At 52.2% G+C, this 21,777-nt stretch carries 24 protein-coding genes; 16 read left to right on the top strand and 8 right to left on the bottom strand.

Annotated elements, in window-relative coordinates:
- Positions 1-219: transposase (locus Q394_RS0112270; RefSeq protein WP_028489537.1), on the bottom strand; the 219-nt coding region annotated here is incomplete at its 3' end.
- A 31-nt stretch (positions 220-250) separates the two neighbouring features.
- On the opposite strand from Q394_RS0112270, the gene Q394_RS0112265 reads away from it, so the two are divergent.
- Positions 251-616 carry a hypothetical protein gene (locus tag Q394_RS0112265; protein WP_028489536.1) on the top strand — a complete coding sequence of 122 codons (366 nt, stop codon included), beginning with the start codon at positions 251-253 and terminating at the stop codon, positions 614-616.
- A 126-nt stretch (positions 617-742) separates the two neighbouring features.
- Positions 743-1,564: a hypothetical protein gene (locus Q394_RS22455; protein ID WP_156946861.1), complete on the top strand. Its 822-nt coding sequence runs from the start codon at positions 743-745 to the stop codon at positions 1,562-1,564.
- Here Q394_RS22455 and Q394_RS0112260 read toward each other — a convergent pair.
- The 4 genes from Q394_RS0112260 to Q394_RS22450 all read right to left on the bottom strand — a co-directional run bounded on the left by Q394_RS0112260 (position 1,473) and on the right by Q394_RS22450 (position 5,107).
- Positions 1,473-2,525, bottom strand: a complete 1,053-nt coding sequence (locus Q394_RS0112260; protein ID WP_028489535.1) for a Fic family protein — start codon at positions 2,523-2,525, stop codon at positions 1,473-1,475. The genes Q394_RS22455 and Q394_RS0112260 overlap by 92 nt on opposite strands.
- Before the next feature lie 33 nt (positions 2,526-2,558).
- Positions 2,559-3,497 (bottom strand): hypothetical protein, encoded by a 939-nt coding sequence (locus tag Q394_RS20185; RefSeq protein ID WP_156946860.1) that lies wholly within the window; start codon positions 3,495-3,497, stop codon positions 2,559-2,561.
- Positions 3,498-4,297: 800 nt separating this feature from the next.
- On the bottom strand, positions 4,298-4,597 hold the full coding sequence (locus Q394_RS20180; protein ID WP_051543379.1) for a VOC family protein: 300 nt from the start codon (positions 4,595-4,597) through the stop codon (positions 4,298-4,300).
- A 339-nt stretch (positions 4,598-4,936) separates the two neighbouring features.
- Positions 4,937-5,107 carry a hypothetical protein gene (locus Q394_RS22450; protein ID WP_156946859.1) on the bottom strand — a complete coding sequence of 57 codons (171 nt, stop codon included), beginning with the start codon at positions 5,105-5,107 and terminating at the stop codon, positions 4,937-4,939.
- Between the two features lie 404 nt (positions 5,108-5,511).
- Here Q394_RS22450 and Q394_RS0112235 point away from each other — a divergent pair, with 404 nt between their 5' ends.
- Together Q394_RS0112235 and Q394_RS0112230 are read left to right on the top strand one after the other, a co-directional pair.
- Positions 5,512-6,354, top strand: coding sequence for an ArdC family protein (locus tag Q394_RS0112235; protein ID WP_028489533.1), 843 nt, complete (start codon positions 5,512-5,514; stop codon positions 6,352-6,354).
- Between the two features lie 114 nt (positions 6,355-6,468).
- Positions 6,469-6,885: an antirestriction protein gene (locus Q394_RS0112230; protein ID WP_028489532.1), complete on the top strand. Its 417-nt coding sequence runs from the start codon at positions 6,469-6,471 to the stop codon at positions 6,883-6,885.
- 217 nt (positions 6,886-7,102) lie between these two features.
- On the opposite strand, the gene Q394_RS20170 is transcribed toward Q394_RS0112230, so the two are convergent.
- The gene (locus Q394_RS20170; RefSeq protein ID WP_169735896.1) at positions 7,103-7,840 is read right to left on the bottom strand and encodes a replication initiation protein; all 738 of its coding nucleotides are present in this window, start codon (positions 7,838-7,840) and stop codon (positions 7,103-7,105) included.
- An 822-nt stretch (positions 7,841-8,662) separates the two neighbouring features.
- Between Q394_RS20170 and Q394_RS0112220 the strand changes: the two genes are divergently transcribed.
- The 4 genes from Q394_RS0112220 to Q394_RS0112205 are packed head-to-tail and all read left to right on the top strand — an operon-like array spanning position 8,663 to position 11,241.
- Entirely contained in the window at positions 8,663-9,430 is a 768-nt protein-coding gene (locus Q394_RS0112220) for a ParA family protein (protein ID WP_028489531.1), read from the top strand.
- On the top strand, positions 9,427-10,413 hold the full coding sequence (locus tag Q394_RS21530; protein WP_051543375.1) for a ParB/RepB/Spo0J family partition protein: 987 nt from the start codon (positions 9,427-9,429) through the stop codon (positions 10,411-10,413). The genes Q394_RS0112220 and Q394_RS21530 overlap by 4 nt, the downstream gene beginning before the upstream one ends.
- A complete protein-coding gene (locus Q394_RS0112210) occupies positions 10,400-10,816 on the top strand; it encodes a TrfB-related DNA-binding protein (protein ID WP_028489530.1) in 417 nt (138 codons plus the stop codon). Before Q394_RS21530 ends, Q394_RS0112210 begins: the two co-directional genes overlap by 14 nt.
- Entirely contained in the window at positions 10,816-11,241 is a 426-nt protein-coding gene (locus tag Q394_RS0112205; protein WP_028489529.1) for a hypothetical protein, read from the top strand. Before Q394_RS0112210 ends, Q394_RS0112205 begins: the two co-directional genes overlap by 1 nt.
- Before the next feature lie 25 nt (positions 11,242-11,266).
- Here Q394_RS0112205 and Q394_RS20160 read toward each other — a convergent pair whose 3' ends face one another.
- Positions 11,267-11,743, bottom strand: a complete 477-nt coding sequence (locus Q394_RS20160; RefSeq protein ID WP_084260451.1) for a nucleoside 2-deoxyribosyltransferase — start codon at positions 11,741-11,743, stop codon at positions 11,267-11,269.
- Positions 11,744-11,919: 176 nt separating this feature from the next.
- Between Q394_RS20160 and lepB the strand changes: the two genes are divergently transcribed.
- The 6 genes from lepB to Q394_RS20140 all read left to right on the top strand — a co-directional run bounded on the left by lepB (position 11,920) and on the right by Q394_RS20140 (position 18,353).
- Positions 11,920-12,501: a signal peptidase I gene (gene lepB, locus Q394_RS20155; protein ID WP_051543373.1), complete on the top strand. Its 582-nt coding sequence runs from the start codon at positions 11,920-11,922 to the stop codon at positions 12,499-12,501.
- Positions 12,502-12,515: 14 nt separating this feature from the next.
- Positions 12,516-12,656 carry a hypothetical protein gene (locus Q394_RS22445; RefSeq protein WP_156946858.1) on the top strand — a complete coding sequence of 47 codons (141 nt, stop codon included), beginning with the start codon at positions 12,516-12,518 and terminating at the stop codon, positions 12,654-12,656.
- Between the two features lie 330 nt (positions 12,657-12,986).
- On the top strand, positions 12,987-14,930 hold the full coding sequence (locus Q394_RS0112185; protein ID WP_084260450.1) for a DUF3363 domain-containing protein: 1,944 nt from the start codon (positions 12,987-12,989) through the stop codon (positions 14,928-14,930).
- On the top strand, positions 14,927-16,996 hold the full coding sequence (gene traG, locus Q394_RS20150) for an IncP-type conjugal transfer protein TraG (protein WP_051543370.1): 2,070 nt from the start codon (positions 14,927-14,929) through the stop codon (positions 16,994-16,996). Before Q394_RS0112185 ends, traG begins: the two co-directional genes overlap by 4 nt.
- The gene (locus tag Q394_RS21525; RefSeq protein ID WP_051543368.1) at positions 16,993-17,454 is read left to right on the top strand and encodes a ribbon-helix-helix protein, CopG family; all 462 of its coding nucleotides are present in this window, start codon (positions 16,993-16,995) and stop codon (positions 17,452-17,454) included. The genes traG and Q394_RS21525 overlap by 4 nt, the downstream gene beginning before the upstream one ends.
- Entirely contained in the window at positions 17,451-18,353 is a 903-nt protein-coding gene (locus Q394_RS20140; RefSeq protein WP_051543366.1) for an ATPase, T2SS/T4P/T4SS family, read from the top strand. The genes Q394_RS21525 and Q394_RS20140 overlap by 4 nt, the downstream gene beginning before the upstream one ends.
- A gap of 206 nt (positions 18,354-18,559) precedes the next feature.
- Here Q394_RS20140 and Q394_RS0112165 read toward each other — a convergent pair whose 3' ends face one another.
- Entirely contained in the window at positions 18,560-19,498 is a 939-nt protein-coding gene (locus Q394_RS0112165; RefSeq protein WP_028489527.1) for a ketopantoate reductase family protein, read from the bottom strand.
- 130 nt (positions 19,499-19,628) lie between these two features.
- On the opposite strand from Q394_RS0112165, the gene Q394_RS0112160 reads away from it, so the two are divergent.
- Positions 19,629-21,317 (top strand): sigma-54-dependent Fis family transcriptional regulator, encoded by a 1,689-nt coding sequence (locus Q394_RS0112160; protein ID WP_028489526.1) that lies wholly within the window; start codon positions 19,629-19,631, stop codon positions 21,315-21,317.
- 178 nt (positions 21,318-21,495) lie between these two features.
- Complete coding sequence (locus Q394_RS0112155) at positions 21,496-21,750, top strand: phenol hydroxylase subunit (RefSeq protein WP_028489525.1); 255 nt, start codon at positions 21,496-21,498, stop codon at positions 21,748-21,750.
- The last annotated feature ends 27 nt before the right edge of the window (positions 21,751-21,777 follow it).

Raw genomic sequence — 21,777 nt, 5'->3', positions numbered from 1 at the left:
ACGGCTGTAAGCTAACAGGATGATTTTGAGTAACACCGCTGGGTCAAAAGCGGCTGCGCCCTGCACATCATTCTTATAACGCTGGTGGAAGTCTTCAAGGTCAAGTTCCTTATCCACCAAATGACGTAGCGCGTATTCAAATGTACCCGGCAGGATTTGCCGGTCAAAGTCCACAGCCAACAGTTTTACGCCTTGATGAATCGGTTTGTAGCGTGCCATGCCTGCCTACTCATTCTGGTGCTTGTGATGCTTGATTATCCCACAAAATGGCGGTTCGGAGGGTTTTTCTACAGCCTCAACGGGTAAGTACCTTACGGGTAAAGCCGGTGAGGGTAATGAGGTGCAGGTGGCCGAGTCTGTCTACCTGACCTTGTGCAAACTGGTCAGGGGAGGGCAGTTGCGTCCCAGCCGTCCGGGCTTGAAAAAGGCACTCCAGAAAATGCAGGTTGGCAGCAATCAGGTGGAACGGCAGGCAATGGCCGACCTGATCCTGCGGCACATGGAACAGGATGGCGTGGTGTACCGCAATCCGGCGTACACTGGCCCCAGTTGTGGGCTGGGTGAATTCCTGCCTGTATTGGAAGTCAAACAGGCTGCGTTGGCTTTGGCGGGTTAGGGAAACCGGCTTGGTAGGTACAGGGCAGGGGAGTTTTACATGTAAAACTCCCTCGTCCAGCCGTCCAGCGTGTGGGCTGCTATAGGTGGGAAGTGAAAGTTAGGGTGTGGCAAGAGGAAAAACATCATGCGTCAGTTGTTGGCAATAGGGGGGGCAGTAGCCACTTGGGTTGTAGGTTCGCTTGCGTGGGCGGCAGCGACCTTACCGGAACCTGCATGGCAGGCCGATTGGTCGTGTGGACAGGCTGTCACGCCTGACCGCAAGCTGGTGCAGGGATTGCTGGATGCGGGGGATCTGCATGGGTACGCAGTGAATGGCGTGACCCTGCCTGTCTTGGTGGGTGAGCGTATGGAAGGGATGGGGACGGTGGTTTTCATCCAGCGGGCAGGGCAGTGGCAACTTTACCCTGTGGCTGAAGGCCATCGGGTGGAAGGGGCATACAGTACCCCGGCCTATGACCGTTTCATGCTGTTCAGCATGTGGGGGATTGAAGGGCCAGGTTCGGAATATACGGTGTTGCGTGGGAAAGGGCAGTTTGCCGGTGTGGACTGTGTAACGGTGGCTTTCCCGGCAGACTTGAACCAACCCACATGGGCCAATGAATACGTGGTGCTGAAAGACTTCAATATCGGCAAGGATGGCAGTGGTGCGCTCATCGGTTCTGTTTACCGTGAGCGTGACGGCAATGAGACCAAAGACTGGTATCGCTACACGACCAATGACTGGGGTAAAACGTGGGGTAGGGCAGTGCAGGTTGATGACACCAGCAAGGCATTGGCAGGTGTGTTCCAGCCTGCCATCGAGGTCAAACCATCGCGTGAGTTACTGGACAGTTTGCTGGGGAGCTTTCCTGCTGTCATGGCAACGGCAGGGAATACCATGTGCCTTTGCCAACCCCATTCTGTTGTAGCAGCCTGCTGCGTACCAACTCTTCCAGCCTTTTCCTGATGGTGGCGCGATTGGCCTGGGTGGCAAGCAAGATTTCCCCGGTGGTGATCCTGCCGTTTTCTCGTGCCAGTTCCAGAATGTCCGCCGACAATTGGGGCAGGGCTTGCAGGAAATGACGTTCCCGTTCCACTTTCTTCAGCAGGTTGTCTTTCTGTTTCTTCATGGAGCGCAGGAAAAACAGTAACCAATGCCCCCATTCCGGGGTGTCACTTTTCAGGGTGGACTGGGTGCGGCGCAGAGCCAGGTAATAGCCTTCCTTGTTGGCTTCCACCACGCTTTCCAACGAACTGTAAGGGACATACACATAACCTACTTTCAGCAGGAGCAGGGTAGTGAGGATGCGCGATAGCCTACCGTTACCATCCTGAAAAGGGTGGATCGCCAGAAAGCGCACGACAAACACCGCCACGATCACCAAGGGATGCAGGAGGCGGTCAAGCAAGGCTTGGTTCGTCCATTCCAGCAGTTCTTGCATTTGTAGCGGGGTTTCAAACGGGCTGGCAGTCTCAAAGATGATGCCGATTTCCTTGCCGTCCGCACCAAAAGCCGCCACGCTGTTGGAAAGACTTTTGTAAGCCCCCCTGTGGCGTTCGTCCTTGTCGCTGTATTTCAGCAACAGGCTATGCAGTTGCTTGATGTGGTTTTCGGTCAGGGGAATGCTGGTATACGACTCAAACAGCAGTTGCATGACTTCGGCATAACCTGCCACTTCCTGTTCATCGCGGGTGCTGAACTGACGTTGCTGCAAGTTTTGCAGCAGGTTTTCCACTTCACGGTCAGTCAGTTTCACGCCTTCGATGCGGGTGGAGGAGGCAACACTTTCCACCGTTGCCACATGGCGTAATGCTGCCAAGCGTTCTGGGGCAAGGTTCTGGTAGACACGCCAACCGCCTTTGAACTCGTCGATTTCAGCGATGAGGTTGAGGGTTTCAGGGGTAATGTCGGGTCTGACGGGTTGCATGGTGGGTGTCCATATTCATAAATTTATCCGTATTTATTCATATATTGGACTGGATAAGCAAGTATCTTGGTTTCCATCGGGCAAGTTTACGGATATGCACCAGGTTTCTGAATAAGAATCTTTGTAAGGTTCAGTCGCCAGCAGTTTGCGGGAGCCACCGCGCTGTACCAAGGCTTTCCAGCCATCAATGGTGGGGTGCTGGTGTCCTAGCCGCTCTTGCAGGATATAACCGGCCCTTACCTTGTCGATGACTTTACCTTCCTTGTCGATGGCCTTGAGGATGACGGGGAGGTAATGCCCGGCATATTCCATGAACACTTCCAGCACATGGCTGAAACCACCGCAATAGTCGGGTTCCTGAAGCATATCGAGGAAGGTGCGCCCGATGGGCGCAACCCGTATGCCACCACTACCGTGTTGTTCCGGGTAAGGGTGGTAGTCCTTGCGGGTATGTTCCTGTATGGTTTTTGCCTGAATCTCCCCGCCGGGTTTATGGTGCTTGCATGGAATGTCCGCCAGGGTAGGGAAGGGCTGGAAATCCTGTTTGGCCTTTTCTTCTGCCAGCCGCCTGAATTCACTGGTAGTGCAGGTGGTCACATGGACAGTGTGGGGGATGCGGTCAGTCAGGTGATGCCATTCCATAGCACTCAGGTGTGACAGGTAGCAGAACGGGTTAAGTGTGCAAATGACCTGTTGCGCCGTCGGTGCTGTCAGGCCAGCAACAGCAAACACTGGCAGGTTAGCGAACTGGGTCAGTATGCCTTTGTTGACCAGACTATCCAGATTGCGCTCAATGACAGTTTGCTGGGGCAGGTCGGATGTTAGCTTGCCAATAGGTAAACCGGCATAGGTTTTGGTGCGGTAGAGTTTTACCATGTACCCTACCAGTTCATAGCGGCTTATCACGGGTTTGGGATGTTCCGTGAGTATCAGCCGTTGCAGGGCTGTAGAAAAGGGAATACTGGCTTTCACATCACTTCGAATAATAAGATATATGTCCTAAGGACATATATCTTATTATTCTTCATAAGTCAAGTATGGATATTCTCGATATTGGCTTCATATACATGAAATAGAAGGAGTTTAGCCGATATTCTTTATACTGTCTGTAGGTGTGTCAGGGTGATGGATGGAGAGAAGTTTTACATGTGAAACTGTGCTGTTGGCAGGACAAAGCGGGAACAGGGGAATTGTCCGTATCCATAAATTTATCCGTATTTATTCATTGGCTGTAACTGTCTGGACAAATGGTAGGGACGGTTTTACATGTAAAACTGCGTTTGCTTTTATAATGGCTTTCCCGGTCTGTCAGGCAAGGTATCCAGGTCGTTTCCGGCAAGTATTCTGACCAGGACAAGGTGGTGTTGTCCGTGTTACCAATGGGGTGGCATCGTTTTGTGGTTGGCAGGGCGGGGATTTACTGGGGCAGTCAGTAAGACAGACATCGGGGTTACGCCTTGGGGCAAGGGTGCGAAGGCAGCGGTGAACAGGGATGGAAAAACTGTTGCGGGGCAGGGAACTTGGTCTGTAAAAAATGTCGTTCAGTTTTAGTTCAGTTTTCTGTTCACTTTGGATTTGGCTTATGCCAGAATGCGCCCAGCCCTTTAGAAAAGACCCCTCTTGTAGACACGGAAGTCTCACGATAACAATAAGGAAAGCAAGGCGACTGGTTCACCCCTGACCAGTCGCCTTTATTTTTTTGGGTGTCCTGCCTGTCTTGTTCCAGCTTTCTTCCCTTTCCCTTGCCTTGACCCGCTGCCTTGCCGGGGATTTCATTCATCCGCAGACAATGCGACAAACCTGCCATCGGGATCCCGGCAACCTTGGGGTGGATATTGGGTGTGGGTATTGAACTGTGCCAGCAGGGTAGGTGGGACGCTAAAGCCTAGCCTGACATTATCCGGTTCAGCGTTGGTGGGGTACAACTCCAGTAGCAGCCCGCCGAGGTAGGTGGAATAGTGGACTGGGCCGCTACCGTGTTGTTCCCGTGTGAACGTCAACCCTAGTTGGGTGTAAAAGGTTCTGGTGGCCTCAATGTCGCGGCAACGCAGTACCAGCAGGTTCAGGTGCATTCTGGTTCCTCTTGTCTGGGTTGATCTCGCCTGACATGTTACCTGACAGGGCGCTGGATGCAGATGTTGCCGATACTATTTGGATAGCATCTCAAACAATGCCCCTGTGGACGTATACAGCTGGTATGCACCCGGTGTGTTTCCCCTTGGCTTTCACCTACCCCTGTTTGGGAGAGCAGGTTTGCTGGCACAAAATGATGGCTTGCCTTGCTGGCTGATGGTTTGCCTGTTGCTCGCATTTTCCCGTTTGTGGGGATTGCTATCCCTTGTGCTGGGTTATGCTTAGGACAGGGCTGCCTGCTTTAGCCGATGACTATCCTGATACGGGAGTCTTTGCTGTTACTTGGGTATGTGGCTGGGGGGATAGTTGTAGGACAAAATCCTTATTGCTACAAATTCCGGGTAGGGTGGCTCTTTGCAGACCGGGCTTTCTGCTGCAATGGCTTGCGCCATTTCCGCGCCAATCCCTGCCACCTCCATGCCGTCTTGCGCCGTCACTGCGCGTTCCACTTGCCGTTAGCCTGTTGCCCGTTTCTGGCTTAGCTGCTGGCGTGCCTTGCAACAGGCTAATCGGGCAGTTCAGCAGTCTTATGTCCCCTATCTGCCCCACCCGTTAACGTTCGCGTCATCCGGTATCCTGCTCCAACAAAAGCCATTGCTGCAAGGACTACTCGTTCCTGCGTTCCTCCTTGCACCCCTGTCTTGTGCTGAAGCGGTCGGCTACCGACGCGAGACGACGGGATGGGACAGATAAGTACGGGACACAATCCCCGCTTTCCCTGACCTGCCCGATGCAAAGACAACACAGCACTGCTGACCCATCAACGCTCAACAACAGGATGGGGTTGGAAGAGCAGGGCAGGGAAGTCCGCTATCGCGTGTTTAGCCATACACCGATACACAAGGAGACCACCATGAAACGGGACATCTATCAGGAAATCACCACCGCCATCCTCGAAGCATTGCAGGCCGGGGTACGTCCCTGGAAACAGTGTTACACCACCAGCTTGCCATTACGCACCACTGGCGACCAGTACAAGGGCATCAACTGCCTGCGGCTGATGCTGGAGGCAGAACGTAAAGGCTATTATTCCCCGCACTGGATGACGTTCCAACAAGCCACAGAACGCGGCGGTTACGTGCGTAAGGGTGAAAAGAGTACGCTAGTATGTTTCTTCGAGACCTTTGAGAAAGACGACCCGGACAGCGAAGAGGGAACCGTCAAGATTCCGGTGGCACGCGCTTACCACGTCTTCAACCTTGAACAACTGGAAGGGGTAGGGCAGGGCACGCTGGGTGAAAAGCCGACCATCATCACCGAAACCAGCCGTTTCTTTGCTGCACTGCCCGGCAAAGTGGTCGAAACTACCCAAACACCGGCCTACAGCCCAACAAAAGACCAAATCCGTATGCCTAGCATCAAGCGGTTCAGCAGTGCGGAAGCCTACTATGCCACGCTGGGGCATGAATACATCCACTGGACAGGGCATGAGTCACGCCTGCAACGCAATGCCGAGCGTTCCCGTGCCGGGTATGCCTTTGAAGAGCTGGTGGCCGAGCTGGGAGCTGCGTTCCTGCTGCCACAGATTGGGCTTCAGCCCCTGATTGACGATGAACACGCGCCTTACATTGCCCATTATGTAAAAATGCTGGAAGACGACCAAAAAGCCATTTTCCGGGCATCAACGCTGGCACAGCGGGCTACTGATTACCTCATCGGGCTGGCCTCACCTGTCCTGACAAGGGAAAGCGCCTGAAGGTAATACCAAACCTGCCACAACAGCGTAGAGGGTTGTGGCAGGCCAAAAGGAACACACACAACCACCGACCCAAGTGCTGGGACACACCGCAAGCAGAAACAGGACAAAACCATGACGGATGAAACAGTAAAAGAACCTATCAATGCCCATAAAGTCGCTGAAACTGAACGTATGAAGGTAATGCCTGCCTTGTTCGGGATGCGCTTCGCCCAAGTAGAACAAACGGTCTACCAATTGATGGACAGGCTATGCAGCACCTATCAGGGAGGACAATGGGAGTTATACACCCTGTCAAACAGCAGCTTTTACATGGCTCCACGCAGGGCGGATAAACTGCTTATCGAATGGGATGGAAACGGTTTTACAGGGGAAATGAGCGCGGATGCTGCCGGTATTGTCGCCTGCCTGTTTACCTACTCAGCCCTGTCTTTCCAAGGGTGCGAAACCTGTGGCGACATGTACCACCTGCTGTTGGATTATGCTGAACAACACCCGGAAGCCAGCCTGATTTTCAGTGCCATCGACTAAAAACGTACCCAAGGGGAGTAAAGCAGGACGAACGTCACAAAATACCAGCAGGACGGCAAAATGTCAGGATTCAGGAAAATGCGGACGATGTGCTATAGTCATAAGTGCGGTACAGGCTGAGGAGCCGATGACCGCCCAGGGTGATGCGGAAGCGTCCCACATGCAAGGGTGTCTTCGGACACCCTATATTATTCCGGCAACCCGGAATTTGTAGCAATTAGGCTGCTTCACTCTCGTCCAAATCTTCCACCACCGGCAACAAGGGCAATTCTTCCTGTTGCGATGCCTTTGTGAAACGGAAATCAATCGCCACCACCGAACGTTGTTCCCTGATTGCTACCCAAGATACCCGCAAGTCTGTATGCGAGTTAATCTGCTCAACGGCTGGAACCAGAATACGTGCCTTGAAGTTGGCAAAACGCATATAAGAATCTGACAACTCCAGCATTTCCTTGAAATCTACCAGCGTCACACGGATAGAAGACCGCAGTTTCACGTACTGCTTAAGATACTCATAAACCCGGATAGCATACGTACTGGTCAGATGTGATATGTAGCGCAGGTCATAACTGGTAAAACGCTCATTCAACAGCGTCAAAAATGGCAGTATCTCAGGGGAAAAATTCACCGTAACCCGACCATTACCCCTGTCATACGTCGCCTTACTAACCCAACGAACCTTCTCAACCCTGCCATCTTCAAACCGGGTCTTTACTTCCCGGTTCCACAGCCTTTCTGTTGCATCCTCTAAGGCTTCATAAGCATGGCGAGTCTCAAGCGTATAGGCAGCCGCAAAAGCAGCCGCAGTCACCGCCTTGATACGTGAAAAAGGCTTCCTTGAGTCAATTTGGGCAATACAAAACAAGATCAGACGTTGCTCATTCAAACTCAACGTATAACCCGCTTTCACCAGTTCATTGGATTTGGTAACTTTCCAGTTGGTAATATCATCCACGTGCTGCAATCCTTCACTAGCTGCTACAACTACAAACATTTGTAGCAGTAGCAGAAGGATAGCACAAAAATCCGTGGATAACTCTGTTGGTATCTTGTTGATAAAATGTGGATTGTCAGAATCTGTAGCACGAACAGCCGGAATCTGTAGCACGAACTCGGAATCTGTAGCATTGAACCCGGAATCTGTAGCACGAACAGCCGGAATCTGTAGCAGATAACCATTGTAACCCAATGATAACAAAAAAGAAATCCAATCCTAAAATCTTAAAAAAAGAAAACAAGATAAATATTTAAAACAAGTCATAATAGACGCACAAAAATCTGTGGATAACCAAGCACTTCAAGGTAAAAAGACCCAACCCTTCGCACCTAAAGGTGCTTCGCCCTGTCCTACGGACAGCCTACAAGGAATTCCCTTCGGTCATACGCTCTTTGTCTTGGGGCGTTGCCCCAAACCCCAAGGTATTTATACCAGGATGATGATGTATTTCTTCTCCTGACTGACGATTTTGGGAAATTAAAGGGCGATATGGGCATTATTTTGCAGTAGTGATAGCGGGATGGTTTTACATTGGTTGGATTTTTAGCCAGTAAAGGCGTTCTAGTCAGGAATTGGGTGACTGGTTCCGGTTTCGTGCTACAAATTCCGGGTTGGGATTCGAGTTTTTCATGTAAAACTTCCCCGCTTAACCCTTTGAAGGTTGTTTTTTCGGTTATTAGGTCTAAGATACTGCTAAAGCCAATGGTATGCACCTCTATAGGTTGTTATATAGGTTGTATTTACGGCTATAAATGAAAACCTGACTACACGAGGACATCCATGGGAAAAATCCTGACGGTGGCGATCCACAAAGGGGGGACAGGAAAAACCACCCTTGTATCACACCTTGCCCTGTATGCACGAAGCAAGAAGCTATCTGTCCTGATCATCGACATGGATGCCCAAGGTAATATCAGTGCTTTCTTCAATGTTGAGTCACCTACAGCCGGAGCATCAGCCCTGTTTCTGGAAGGGCAGGAAGCACCCATGCATAGCATTGACGGTGAAGACTTCAAACTGATACCCGCTGACAACGGATTATTGGGAATTGAACGCCTGCCGTTTGAGAGCGTGCAGCTATATCGGCAACGCTTGCGCAGCTTCGCTGCCACTTTTGATCTGGTGATCCTGGACACCCCTCCATCCATGGGATTCTCCATGCTGGCCCCGTTAATTGCGTCTGATTTTGCTGTAGCTCCTGTTATCCCTGATGCGTACAGCATCCGTGGGGTCAAGTCCCTGTACGCCAAAATCAAGGCAGTGCGCAGCAAACACAACCCGTCCCTGAAATTTCTCGGACTGGTGCTGAACCGCTGGAACAGCCGGAATTCACAACAGGTGGAAATGGTGAAGAAATTCCAGGAGCTGCTGCCGGGACAGTTGATTGCTAATCCACTGGCAGACCGCTCAGCTATTGCCAATGCTGCCTACGACAGCAAGGCTGTATGGGACAAACCCAACGGTGGTGCTGCACGGGTAGCCGCAGTCGAGATGCTGGAAGTCATGGCGGAAATTATGGAAAAAATGGGCATGAGGAACAAAGGATGAAACAGGATGATTTCGGGCTAGGTTCCCTAGCCGCAGAACTGGAAGCAGATACTACCGTCATCGCCGAGTTGCTATTGCACCAGATTTCCCCCGACCCAGAACAACCCCGCAAGTCGATTGACCCCGAAAAGTTGCAGCAACTAGCGGATTCCATCAAGGCACAAGGTGTCATTCAACCGATTGTGGTACGTAATGGGAATGCGTTTGACAGCTACATTATTGTGGCCGGTGAACGTCGCTGGCGGGCTGCACAGATTGCTGGTCTGAATACCATTCCTGCTGTAGTACGCGAATTTGAACAAACTGCCCTAGCAGCAGCCCAGATCATTGAGAACATTGACCGGGAAGGCTTCACTTTGCTGGATGAAGTACGGGCAGTCATGAAAATGTGTGAGCTTTGTGGATCAGCCAAGTCTGCCGGGGAGGCACTGGGAAAACCCAAGGCGTGGATCTCGCAGCGGGTCAAAATTGGCACTGTTGGTGGGATCATCGAAACCTTCATTGAAGAGGGTGACAGCACCGATGTAATGGGTACTTACCAGCTCGCCCGTTTCACGGAAAAGCACCTGGAAGAGGGCAAACAATTCATTGAAAACTGGATCCAGCACCCGGAATCACGGGGCAGTTTGCGGGAGAAAGTAGCCGAGTTGTTTTTCCAGATGGACAGACCAAAGCCAGCCAGTGCTAACCAGGACGAAACCCCCGTATCTGCTACAAATTCCGGGTCAATGGAGGCCGTTACACCTGTTCAGACCGAACCAAAACCGGCTATTGCCAATGTTGTAGCTCCTGTTGAACACAAACCAGTACCTGCAAGTGTGCAACAGGACGGAAGCAAACCCAAAGCTGCCCCAAAGGCAGAACATAAGCCGGAAAATGTAGTCAATTTCCGGGTAGGAGACGAAGAGATTTTCCTGCAAACACCAACCCGCACGATTGTCCTCAACAAAGCGATGTTAAAGGTCATCCATGATCAACTGTAGGTTGTCAGAGGATGACTTCAGGCGGGCAGTTGCCACCCTGAAACGTTTTAGGGAACGTCCCCAACAAGCAGCATGGCGGGTACTGGTTGCAGGAGAAACGCTGGAGACAGCAGCCTCTGTACTGGATATTTCCAAAGAGGCCGTCAGGAAATCCGTTGGTAGGGTTGCCACTGCATGGCAGCACCTGAACCTATCAGAACTGGATGCTGCCCGTGAAGCCGCTATTGGTCTGATGCGGGAAATCATGCCGGGACAAGGTATCCCGGAGGGTTGGGAACCTGTGGTTGTTTACCTGCCACGCAGCATGGCAAAAAGTATCCGTGAACTGGAAGTCCAACAACTGGCTGCGGTACAAAAGAATAATAACAGCAATCCTGCAAACACCCAGACAGCACACCATTAATGCCGGACGCATACCCAAATCTGCTGCTGACAGGCAAACATGGGCTGTATTCACTGCGTCTGGTGGTAGGCCGTCCTGCACAAGTTGTAGCAGGTAAGCAGCACAAAGGACTGCTGTTTGAAGAAGGGCAAACCTTCTGTTATGTGCTGGCGGGTAGTGGTCAGGCCAGTGCCTGGGTGGTTCGCAACCGAGCAGGTCAGCATTCATTACCGGGATTGGAAAAGCCTGTGGTGCTGTTGTTGGAGGCCGCAGGGAAACTACGGGTACAACGTTTGTTGAAGACCTTCCGCTTGCTCAAGGATAACCACACCAACCTCACCACCATCCCTTTCGAAACCTTCATCCTGTGGGATTCCCTGTTGGCAGGCAAACGCTACCAACCAGATTGGATATTGGCAAAGCTACCTGCTACTGATGGGAGCTAACCGGGCTTTATGCTACAGATTCCGGCTATCGCTGGCGAGCTGATGGCTGTTCCAATGCCTGCAAGACAACACCCACCAGATCATCTCGGTCATGCACGATCCTGTCACAAGCCATCTCAATCATGGCATTGACAATAGCAGTGGCGGATTCACCGGCTTTGCGGAAATCGGTGCGGATACCGATGATAGTTTGCCCTGCTGATTTGCGGCTGAAGAAGTAACCTATCTCCCAAGCTGTGCCGTCATCCACCTGTGTTCCATCCAGTAGAGCAACCACGATATGGGCATTGTCTAGGCCATCCTTGCAGCGCCGGAATATTTCTTGTCGGGCAGCATTGCCCAACGCGGTGATCTCTTCTGCCGTGATCAGTTCATAAGGCCAAATGACATTCAAAGCCATGTCTCGTTGTGCCGCTGACTGCAACAGCAATGCCTTGGTCTGGGTGTGCCAGATGCGTTCCGCTTCCGTGAATAATGGCCCAGCGAGGTAAATGCAGGTCATGCAGGTGTGCATCCTTTGTGGTTTGGGGAGTGGCCTACTATAGCAGCCTGTATGAGATTACCGTTCACTGTGGATGACCATTAGTAGCTGCAAAAGGGCAGGGTAGTCTGGCGATTGTGGCGCAACCAGACTAGACATTTTAGGGTACATATCACCTGTTACATAACGGGGAATGGATGGCAGATAATGGGTTAGCCTGTATCAGCCAACAGAACATGGGTTGGGATTTATTCGGGAAGGAGGGTGATATGCACTGGCGTGGACGCATCGTGCTGTTGTTGGTGGTGATGGGGTGTGTGCTGGCAACCATCGCCGTGGCACAAATGAAAACCCCGCTGCTGATCTGGAACACTACCAGCAGTTTGCCGAAAGGTTTTTACAAGGTCGAACCCGGTTATACCTACGGTGACATTGTGGCATTCGACATCCCGGAACATTTCCGTCCGTTGGTGCAGGAACGCGGATGGATCCCGTTGTATGACCGGCTGTTGAAACGGGTAGTCGGCAAGGCAGGGGATACCATTTGCATCCACCAGACAGACATTACCCTGAATGGTCAGTGGTTTGATAAAACCAGTCTAAGCGACTCGAAAGGCAGGCCCATGCCGCAACTGGATGGTTGCCATACTGTGCAAACTGGACACCTTTGGGTGATGCTGAAAGACAACCCGTTGTCGCTGGATTCGCGCTATTTTGGGGAAGTGGATGAGGCGACAGTTTACGGCAAGGCAAGCCTTGTCTGGGGCTATCAAAACTGAGAATGGTGCAGCATTTGTTGCACCCAATTTTGCAAGTATCCTGCATTGCCGCTGCAAAACCTTTTGCAATCCTGCTGCAAGCGTTCTGCGGTTTCTGCCCTGAACGGATGCACAAGCATACCTTACCCCCGTTGCCTTACCTGCCTGCCCGCTAAACCTCTCCTGATCAGGGCTACCCAGCACAGCAAGAGCCTGTCCACCCAGACGGCTTGTATTGCCTTGGGTATTCTTTGTCCCATCATCCTGGTGGTAAATACCTTGGGGTCTGGGGTGACACCCCAGCTAAATCATGTAGTAGTGGAAAAGATACCGCTCGTCAGCGGTTAGCTTGTAGGGAAATGTGTAGTGCAAGATAAAGGTATTGTAGCAGGTACTTTTCAAGTCCCTGAAAACCCACACTAAATGATTCTACAACGGTGTGTAGGTTTGTAGCTTGCTGATAACAACTTATTGTATTTAAAGCAATAACCATTCTACAGGATGTCATGATGGGTAAAAAGGACACTTACGACGACCTCCCACTTCGGGTTGACCTGCGGGCGAAAAAGAAGGGAGAACCTGCCGTTTCCTTGCGCCGTGGTAGTGCGAAGCCTAAACGTCTTTCCAACCTGAAACCCTCGCGCATTGGACCCATTCGTGGTGTCTCAGCCCCTGCAACCCGTACCCCTGAACGCCTGGGATCCCGCCGGGTGGTGGTCAAAGCAAGAGTCATCAAAATGATCGCTTACGGGGTTGGTGCTGCCAAACTTCACCTGCGTTACCTTGACCGTGAAGGGACAGGTCAGGGTACAGAACGTGAGGGCTTTTTTGACCGCGAAGGGGAGGGGATCCAGCGTCAGGAAGTGGATGCTATTCGTGAAGGTGAGCCGCACCAGTTCCGTTTGATTGTTTCACCGGAAGATGCGGAACGTCTGGATCTGAAAGATTACACCCGCAAGCTGATGGGACAGGTGGAGTCAGACCTTGGACGCAAGCTGGACTGGAAGGCCATTAACCACTACAACACGGATAACCCCCACACCCATATTGTGATCCACGGTCTTGACCAAAAAGGTGAGGAAGTTTTCATTGACCGTGAGTACATCTCTAACGGTATCCGCCATCGTGCCGCCGAGCTGGCAACCCAAGAACTTGGCCACCGGCTGGAACACGAAATCCGTGACTCCATCCAGAAAGAAATCAAGGCGAAGTCATTCACCCGCGCCGACCGTGAACTGATCCAGCAATCCCAGGATAACCGCATTACCTTTGATATTGCCGGGGATACCCCGGCTGCCCGGTTGCAACGCTCGCGGTTATTGGGACGTTTGCAGGAACTGGAGCGTTTTGGCTATGCAGAAAAGGTTGCCGGGCAACAATGGCGTTTGGCAGACCACCTACCGGACAAACTGAAACAACTGGGACAATACGATGAGGCGATGACCCGGCTAAAACGTGCAGAACAGCAGTTAGGGCATCCCGCCAGTGGCTACCGCCTGCATGACCCGGCTACCGTCACGCCGCTGGAAGGGGTAGTTCTTGACCGTGGCCTTAGTGATGAAATGTCCGAGCGAGGCTACCTCATTTTGGGAAGCCGTGATGGCGTTTTACATCAAGTTCCGATCAGTAACCTTGCCCAAGAGGAAACTAGGGTCGGGCAGGTTATCCGGGTGCAGGTACTGGAAGAAAAGTCCGTCAAAGCGGCTGACTGGAATATTGCCGGTTACGCTGCTGCGCATGACGGGATTTACCATGCTGAATCCCATGCAACCTGGGCGATAGAGGCCGGGAAGATTACCCCCGCACAGCAAGAGAGTTACCTTCACGCTCACCAGCTTCGTTTGAACACGCTCTCCAATCTGGGTGTGGTGAAGTCCATTGAGGGTAATCGCTGGCAAATCCCGGAAAACCTGCCTGACCAAGTGCAAGCATTGGCACAAAAAGACAGCCGTACTACCCGCACCGTGTTCGTTGCCCAGCACCAACTCCCTATAGATACCCAAGTCACTTACCGTGGCCGTACTTGGCTAGATGAGCATTACCATGCGCTGGTGGAAGACGGCAGACCGCAGGGTGTCGCCATCAAGTTGCGCAATGCGGCTGCGTTACGGGCGCAATGGTTAACGGGGCAGGGGCTGGAAGCCGGGACACAGGCTTCCCGTTCGGTACTGGACGACATGGAACGCCAGACACTGGCGGCACAGATCAAGCAAAAGACGGGTCTATCTTTCCGCCCGTTGGCAGCCGGTGAATCCATGCAAGGCAAGGTGTTGGGGGTAGTCGATGTCCCATCCAACCGCCGCTATGCCGTGGTAGCCAACAGTAAGGAATTTTCCATGGTTCCGTGGAAACAGGAACCCCTGCCACCCAAAGGCATGAACATGGCTATTGGCATCAACCCGCAGGGTAGGGCGTGGAGTAAACAGATTCAGAAGGGGATCGCACGATGAGTCAAATGCGTGGCACAACCATCTTGTGGGGACAGTTCATCGTGGCCTTCATCGGAGCCATGATTGCCTTGCAAACGGCGACCCAGTTTGTGGCACATAAACTGGGGTATCAGGAGGCATTGGGTGAGCCTGCCTACCATGTGTTCGGGACACCGTGTTACTGGCCATGGAAATATTGGGCATGGCTGTACCAGTACGACTATTACGCCAAGACCGTTTTCTTTCAGGGTTCCCTGATCATTTATGGCGGGGTGTTTGCCATTTTCATGGTGATTGTGTTCATGTCGGTGAACCGCGCCAAACGTAACCAACACCCGGATGCTTATGGCACTGCCCGTTGGGCGACACTGAAAGACATGAAGAAGGCCGGTGTGCTGGCGGACGAGGGGATTGTGCTGGCACAAACGCAAGACCGTGAGCGTACCTTATTGCGGCACAATGGCCCGGAACACTGTTTTGTGTTTGCACCTACCCGCAGCGGTAAAGGGGTGGGGATTGTTATCCCGACCTTGCTAAGCTGGCGGGCATCGGTGCTGGTCTATGACATGAAACGCGAGAACTGGGACATTACCGCCGGTTGGCGCAAACAGTTTTCCCATGTACTGCGGTTTGAACCGACCGCTTCTTTCTCGGTGCGTTTCAATCCGCTGTTGGAAGTGCGCAAAGGGGAAAATGAAGTCCGCGATGTGCAAAACATTGCAGACATCCTGGTGGATCCCGATGGCAGTAAGGATCGCATGGATCATTGGGAAAAGACCGGGCATTCCCTGCTAGTCGGGGCTATCTTGCACGTCCTTTATGCGGAACCGGACAAAACCCTGACGGGGGTAGCCAAGTTCCTGAGTGACCCTGACCGGACATTTTTCAAGACCCTGAACCACATGCTCCAATGCAGACATCTGGGTGACAGGGTACATCCAGTGGTGGCTTCTGCCGCCCGTGAGTTGCTGAACAAGAGTGAGAATGAGCTATCCGGTGTCCTGTCCACTGCGATGAGTTTCCTAGGGCTATACCGTGACCCGATCATTTCCCGTAACACTGCTGTTAGTGACTTTACGATTGTTGACCTGATGAACGCCAAGAACCCGGTCAGCCTTTATATCGTTGTCCCACCCAGTGATGCTGACCGTACCCGTCCGCTGATACGCCTGATGCTCAACCAGATAGGCCGCCGCCTGACGGAAAGCATGGGGCAGGATGGCAAGCCACACCGTCATGACTTGCTGATGTTGTTGGATGAGTTCCCGACCTTGGGACGCTTGACGTTTTTTGAAAGTGAACTGGCCTACATGGCAGGTTACGGTATCCGCGCCTTGTTGATTGCGCAGTCCCTCAACCAGATTGAAAAAGCCTACGGGCCGAACAACTCCATTCTCGACAACAGCCATATTCGGGTCACTTACGGCACACTGGATGACCGCACCGCCAAACGTATCTCAGAAATGCTGGGGACAGCGACCGAAAACCGGCGGCAAACCAACTATGCAGGCCACCGGCTTGCGCCGTGGCTGGGGCACGTCATGGTCAGTGAGCAGGAATCCCCGCGTGCCTTGTTGACACCGGGTGAAGTGCTACAGTTTCCGGCTACTGAAGCCTTGGTGATGGTGGGCGGAAACCCACCTTATCGGGGATTGAAGGTCAGGTACTACGAAGACAGGCGCTTCATGGGCAGGGCAAAGTTGCCACGCCCTGATACCGCCGAATTACAGGGAAAAGAACTCAAGGGGCTGGGGCTTCCCAGTGCCTGGTTACATCTGCCAGCCCCGGCAGTGGAGCCAGAGCATCCGTCAGGTGCTAATGGCAATGCTGCAACAGCGGGGATTGCGGGTGGTGTACTGCTGGAGGGGGAAATCCAGCATAACCCGGAATGGGGCATATCTATTGATGACCGGCAACCGCCCGAAAAACCAAAACCCAAGTTGGAAATGGATGATGGTCATCAGGATGCGGAAAAACGCAAAATGCGTGAACTGGAGCAGCAACGCACGGAGCGTAACCGGCAACTGGGGAGGCAGCGGGCTATCGAACAGTCACGCCAGCCGAGTGGGGGAGGGATGCCGTTATGAGTAAGTCAGTCCCTTATGCGGCTTTGAATATCAGGATACAGAACGATACCAAGAAACGGCTGGAAGCCTATGCTGCTGCCAAGGGGCAGTCACAGGGCAGTATTGTGGAGGCTGCCTTGCGTGAATACCTAGATGATTCCAGTCAGGCAACCCTGATCTTGCGGGAGCTGGGCAGGTTACGGCGTGGGGTAGGGCGGATGGAGCGCAACCTGGATGTGATGGATGCGGGGTTAGCGGGTTTTGTACAGATGTGGCTGGCTTATAACCCGCCGTTACCGAGTGGGCAGAAAGAAGCGGCGCAGGCCATGGCGGCAGAGCGGTTTGACCAGTTCATTACCTTTATCCAGCACCAGATCAGGCAACACAAGACTTTCATTGCCCAGGTTGCTGAAGACAACCTGTTAAAGAACGAGGACATCCGTGCCTTGCTGGATATGGAAGGGGAGGGTAAGGCATGAGCGAATCAGCCAAACGCCGTCTGGATATGCTCAAGTCAGCTCTGGGGTCGATTACACCCTGGCTGGAGAAAGACACCATTACCGAGATCATGCTCAACCCGGATGGCAAGGTGTGGGTGAATGAGCAGGGTGTGGGGATGTACAAGACCGGGATTATTCTCAATAGCGAAGCAGCTAACCGGATTATCCGGCTGATTGCGACCGAGGCAGGGATGGAGATTACCCCGGATAAGCCAAGCCTTGCCGCCAAGCTGCCCCATTGGGGGGCTAGGGTGCAGGCATCCATCCCGCCTTACAGTGTGGATGGGCCGACGTTTAATTTCCGTTTGCCTGCGCGGCGCATCTATACGCTGGACGAGTATGTGGGGCAGGGGATCATGACCCGTGAGCAGGCAGAGACCCTGAAACAGGCCGTTCGGGATAAGCAGAACATTCTGGTGGCTGGTGGTACGGGTTCAGGCAAGACTACGCTGGTGAATGCCTTGCTGCATGAGATTGCAGGTTCTAATGATCGGGTGGTTCTGATTGAAGATAACTTGGAATTGCAGTGTCCGGTGGAGAATCTGGTCAGGAAACTGGTGAACCCGCCGGAGCTGACGCTTTCTAAGGCGATTTTTGATTCATTGCGGGAGTATCCGAGCCGGATTATTGTGGGGGAGGTGAGGGATCGGAGTGCCTATGATTTGATTTCGATATGGAATACGGGGCATCCGGGGAATATCTGCACGATTCATGCTTCCAGTGCGGAGGATGCACTGCACCGGCTCAACAGGCTTGCGCAGCAGGCGCAGCCGCAGTTCGATTTTATGCCGGAAGTGAGTCGTATGGTGGGTGTGGTGGTGCATTTAGCTGAAGACTTGCATCATCCATCTCGAAGACAAGTAACAAAATTAATTTAGTTTATTAATGAGTTTTTTATCCTGAAGCACCTATTAATATTCAATCGGAAAATAAAAATTCTGTTTATTATTAATTTTAATTTCATTGATCAAGTAAGTAATCGTGAAAAATATCGAAATAGAATAGTCAATTGCTGTTGATATATATTGATTACTCAGGTTTATTTGGATTTTTTAATGATATTAACCAATTCATCGAAGGTTATTCATTTAGGAAAAGTTGTTAACAGTGCATCCACCATAGCAGTCAATGGCGCAGGAATGCCCAGTTGCCTGCAACGCCGCAGCACCGCTCCACTGATAGCAGCGGTTTCCAGAGGGCGGTCTTTTTCCTTGTCCACCAGCATGGACGTTTTAATTGCATCGAACTGACAAATGAGCTGGTACATGCTGTCCACCTCCTGCTGGCTCAGGTGTTCACCATCGGCTTGGGCTGCTGCTGCCGCCTCCTGCATCAAACGGTAAACCGTGTCACCATAAACGGGGTGGGAAGTCAGGGTGCGGGTATCCAGCCCGGTCAGTGCCGACAGTGGATTTACCCCATTGTTGATCAGCAGCTTGAGCCACAGTTCATGCTGGATACGGGCGGTCAGGCGGGTAGGAATTCCGGCTGCATTGAAGGCCGAGGCAAACACCTCCAGCCGTTGTTGCAGTGCTGGATTAAGATCAGTGCGAGGCCATGCGCCCATAATAATCTGTGCCGGGCCGGTAGCCTCTACCACACCGGGCTGAACAATATGCCCGCCGATCCTGACAGCCAATCCGCCGACGGTACGTTCCCGTCCGACACATTCGGCAATCTGGATTTCATTATCCACCCCGTTTTGCAAGGAAAGCAGCGGAGTATTGGTGCTTGCCAACCAGTCGTGTAAATCATGCAGCACACTGGCAGTTTGGGAAGCTTTCAGGGTTAGGATGATTAGGTCGGCATCCTGTGCGGAATAGTTTTCCATCAGTTCCTGTTGGCAACAGGCTGTGACCGGGGCATGGAATACAAATTCGGGGTGATGTACCTGCAAACCGTCGCTCTGCATCCGTGCCAGATGTTCCCCGCGTGCCACCATTAGCACTTCATGCCCAGCCTGTTGCAGCCTTGTACCGTAATAGGAACCGATGCCTCCGGCTCCGATAATGATGAATCGCATGTGCGTACCTTTGCAGTTGTTAATGTCTAAAATCTCGATATTATAATAAATCTCGATATATCTTGCATCCCACTCCGATTCTATTATGCTTGAGCGTAGAGAGGAAACAGTCATTGAGGAGTGTCTGTTGATGAGTCATTATGGAAAAAAATTTACCTACCCGTCCAATCAAGACCTGAAGGCCATGATCCGCTTTGAGGAAGATTCCGGGAGTATTTGGTTGGGGCAGCAGCGCATGATTTTGCTGCACGCCTCGGCGTTTGGTTCGATGCGTAGTGAACTGATTGAATCATTTGGCGAAAAGTACGCACGCGGTATCCTGATGCGCATGGGCTATGCCGCTGCCCAGTCGGACATACAGCTTGCCAAAAACATCCGTGCCCAAGCTGATGTGATGGACAGATTCATTATCGGGCCACAATTGCACGCCCTCGAAGGAATGGTGAGCGTTGAACCCGTTAAGGTCGAGATGGACGTGGAAACCGGCCGTTTCTATGGCGAATTTACGTGGGAAAACTCGTTTGAAGCCGCCGAACACATGCGGCTGTATGGCATCTCCGATCATGCCGTATGCTGGAACCTGTTAGGTTATGCCACTGGCTATACTACCGTTTTCATGGGTAAACCGATTTATTTCAAGGAAGTGGAATGCGTCGGCAAAGGCGACAAACAGTGCCGCATCATTGGCAAGCCGCTGGAAGACTGGGAAGATGCCGACGAACTGAAAGACCTGTTTTCACTCGAGTCCATGGCGAAGAAACTGCATTCACTGGAAGAGGAAGTACAATTCCTGCGCAAGGAAATGACCGCATCAGCCCGCCCTGAAAACATCATTGCCGAATCCGCGCAAATCAAAGAGATCATGTACCTGCTGCACAAGGCGGCAGAAACCAATGTCACGGTGCTAATGTTGGGTGAAACGGGTGTGGGCAAGGAAATTTTCTCCCAGGCCCTGCATCAGATGGGCACACGCAAGAATGCCCCGTTCATTGCAGTCAACTGTGCGGCTTTACCGCGTGAACTGGTGGAGTCGGAACTGTTTGGGGTGGAAAAAGGCGGTTATACTGGCGCGGATAAATCCCGTCCTGGGCGCTTTGAACGTGCCAACGGCGGCACGCTGTTCCTCGACGAACTGGGGGAGTTGAATACGCGGGCGCAGGCCAAGCTGCTGCGAGCCATCCAGACTGGCGAATTCGAGCGCGTCGGTGGCACGGAAAAGATCAAAGTGGATGTGCGCCTGATTGCCGCCACCAATGCCAACCTGCTGGAACGGGTGCGCGAAGGTACTTTCCGTGCTGACTTGTATTACCTCCTCAACGTGTTCCCCATTACCATTCCGCCGCTGCGTGAACGGCGTACTGACATTCCCGGCCTGATCAAGAAGTTCATCACCAAATACAACCAGAAATATGGCAAGCATATACTGGGGGTAACGGATGACACCTTACGGCGCTTTTTCGCCTATCAGTGGCCGGGCAATATCCGCGAACTGGAAAACATTCTGGAGCGCGGCGTTATTCTGGCAGAAAACAATGCCCGCATTGAGTCCAACCATATCTGCATGGGAATGCCAGCACCCGCCGACGACTACATGGTGATTGGCAAGCACGGCAACCTCGAACCGGGTGCAAAGCCGGACGTGCTGGATGATTTGCTGTCACGCATGGTGCAGTCCGGTGTTGATTTTGAAACGCTGGAAAAACAGATTCTGGAGAAAGCCCTTAACAAGGCTGAAGGCAATGTGCTGGAAACGGCGCGACTGCTGGGAATCAGTGGGCCGCAGTGCCGGTATCGGTTGAAGAAGCTGGGCTTGGCGTGATGTATCCAAATCGTCAAGCCGGTATTTACCACCTGCTTAATTGATCACGATAATGCTTTTTACTTCCTCTCTCTATTTTTTATAAATTACTGAAAAATATAAAAATAATGTTATTGGCACGACACTTGCTCTAGTACATTGACCTGACTGTCGTTGTACTTTGGAGGAGAGCAATCACATGCAGCCAAACACACCTGTCTTGGCAGAACAACCCCGTTTCGTGCGCGTCACCGGGGTACGCAATAACCGTTTCGTCGAGTTCGATTTTTCGATTGGCGACCCGACCCTATTCGTGGAACTGCTGCTGCCGTTTGAGCAGTTCAAAACGTTTTGCCAGCGACAACACGCGCAAGAACTGACTGTCGAGCAGAAAGCGCAAGTTGATTTCGACCGCCTGAAATGGCGTTACGGGCAACCCGGTCTCAAACACTAAACGCAAGCACCACCGCTTTTTTCAAGA

The organism is Thiothrix lacustris DSM 21227 (genome assembly GCF_000621325.1).
Lineage (GTDB): Bacteria > Pseudomonadota > Gammaproteobacteria > Thiotrichales > Thiotrichaceae > Thiothrix > Thiothrix lacustris.
Note: the sequence above shows the minus strand (reverse complement) of the source record. Positions and strands in the feature narration are given on the sequence as shown.

Coding starts and splice junctions, on each gene's coding strand:
- Q394_RS0112230 (WP_028489532.1), top strand. CDS start 6,469: ATGACGGATGAAACAGTAAAAGAACCTATCAATGCCCATAAAGTCGCT.
- Q394_RS22455 (WP_156946861.1), top strand. CDS start 743: ATGCGTCAGTTGTTGGCAATAGGGGGGGCAGTAGCCACTTGGGTTGTA.
- Q394_RS0112260 (WP_028489535.1), bottom strand. CDS start 2,525: ATGCAACCCGTCAGACCCGACATTACCCCTGAAACCCTCAACCTCATC.
- Q394_RS0112210 (WP_028489530.1), top strand. CDS start 10,400: ATGATCAACTGTAGGTTGTCAGAGGATGACTTCAGGCGGGCAGTTGCC.
- Q394_RS0112155 (WP_028489525.1), top strand. CDS start 21,496: ATGCAGCCAAACACACCTGTCTTGGCAGAACAACCCCGTTTCGTGCGC.
- Q394_RS0112185 (WP_084260450.1), top strand. CDS start 12,987: ATGATGGGTAAAAAGGACACTTACGACGACCTCCCACTTCGGGTTGAC.
- Q394_RS0112220 (WP_028489531.1), top strand. CDS start 8,663: ATGGGAAAAATCCTGACGGTGGCGATCCACAAAGGGGGGACAGGAAAA.
- traG (WP_051543370.1), top strand. CDS start 14,927: ATGAGTCAAATGCGTGGCACAACCATCTTGTGGGGACAGTTCATCGTG.
- Q394_RS21525 (WP_051543368.1), top strand. CDS start 16,993: ATGAGTAAGTCAGTCCCTTATGCGGCTTTGAATATCAGGATACAGAAC.
- Q394_RS0112205 (WP_028489529.1), top strand. CDS start 10,816: ATGCCGGACGCATACCCAAATCTGCTGCTGACAGGCAAACATGGGCTG.
- lepB (WP_051543373.1), top strand. CDS start 11,920: ATGGCAGATAATGGGTTAGCCTGTATCAGCCAACAGAACATGGGTTGG.
- Q394_RS0112160 (WP_028489526.1), top strand. CDS start 19,629: ATGAGTCATTATGGAAAAAAATTTACCTACCCGTCCAATCAAGACCTG.
- Q394_RS20140 (WP_051543366.1), top strand. CDS start 17,451: ATGAGCGAATCAGCCAAACGCCGTCTGGATATGCTCAAGTCAGCTCTG.
- Q394_RS21530 (WP_051543375.1), top strand. CDS start 9,427: ATGAAACAGGATGATTTCGGGCTAGGTTCCCTAGCCGCAGAACTGGAA.
- Q394_RS0112235 (WP_028489533.1), top strand. CDS start 5,512: ATGAAACGGGACATCTATCAGGAAATCACCACCGCCATCCTCGAAGCA.
- Q394_RS20160 (WP_084260451.1), bottom strand. CDS start 11,743: ATGACCTGCATTTACCTCGCTGGGCCATTATTCACGGAAGCGGAACGC.
- Q394_RS20180 (WP_051543379.1), bottom strand. CDS start 4,597: ATGCACCTGAACCTGCTGGTACTGCGTTGCCGCGACATTGAGGCCACC.
- Q394_RS0112165 (WP_028489527.1), bottom strand. CDS start 19,498: ATGCGATTCATCATTATCGGAGCCGGAGGCATCGGTTCCTATTACGGT.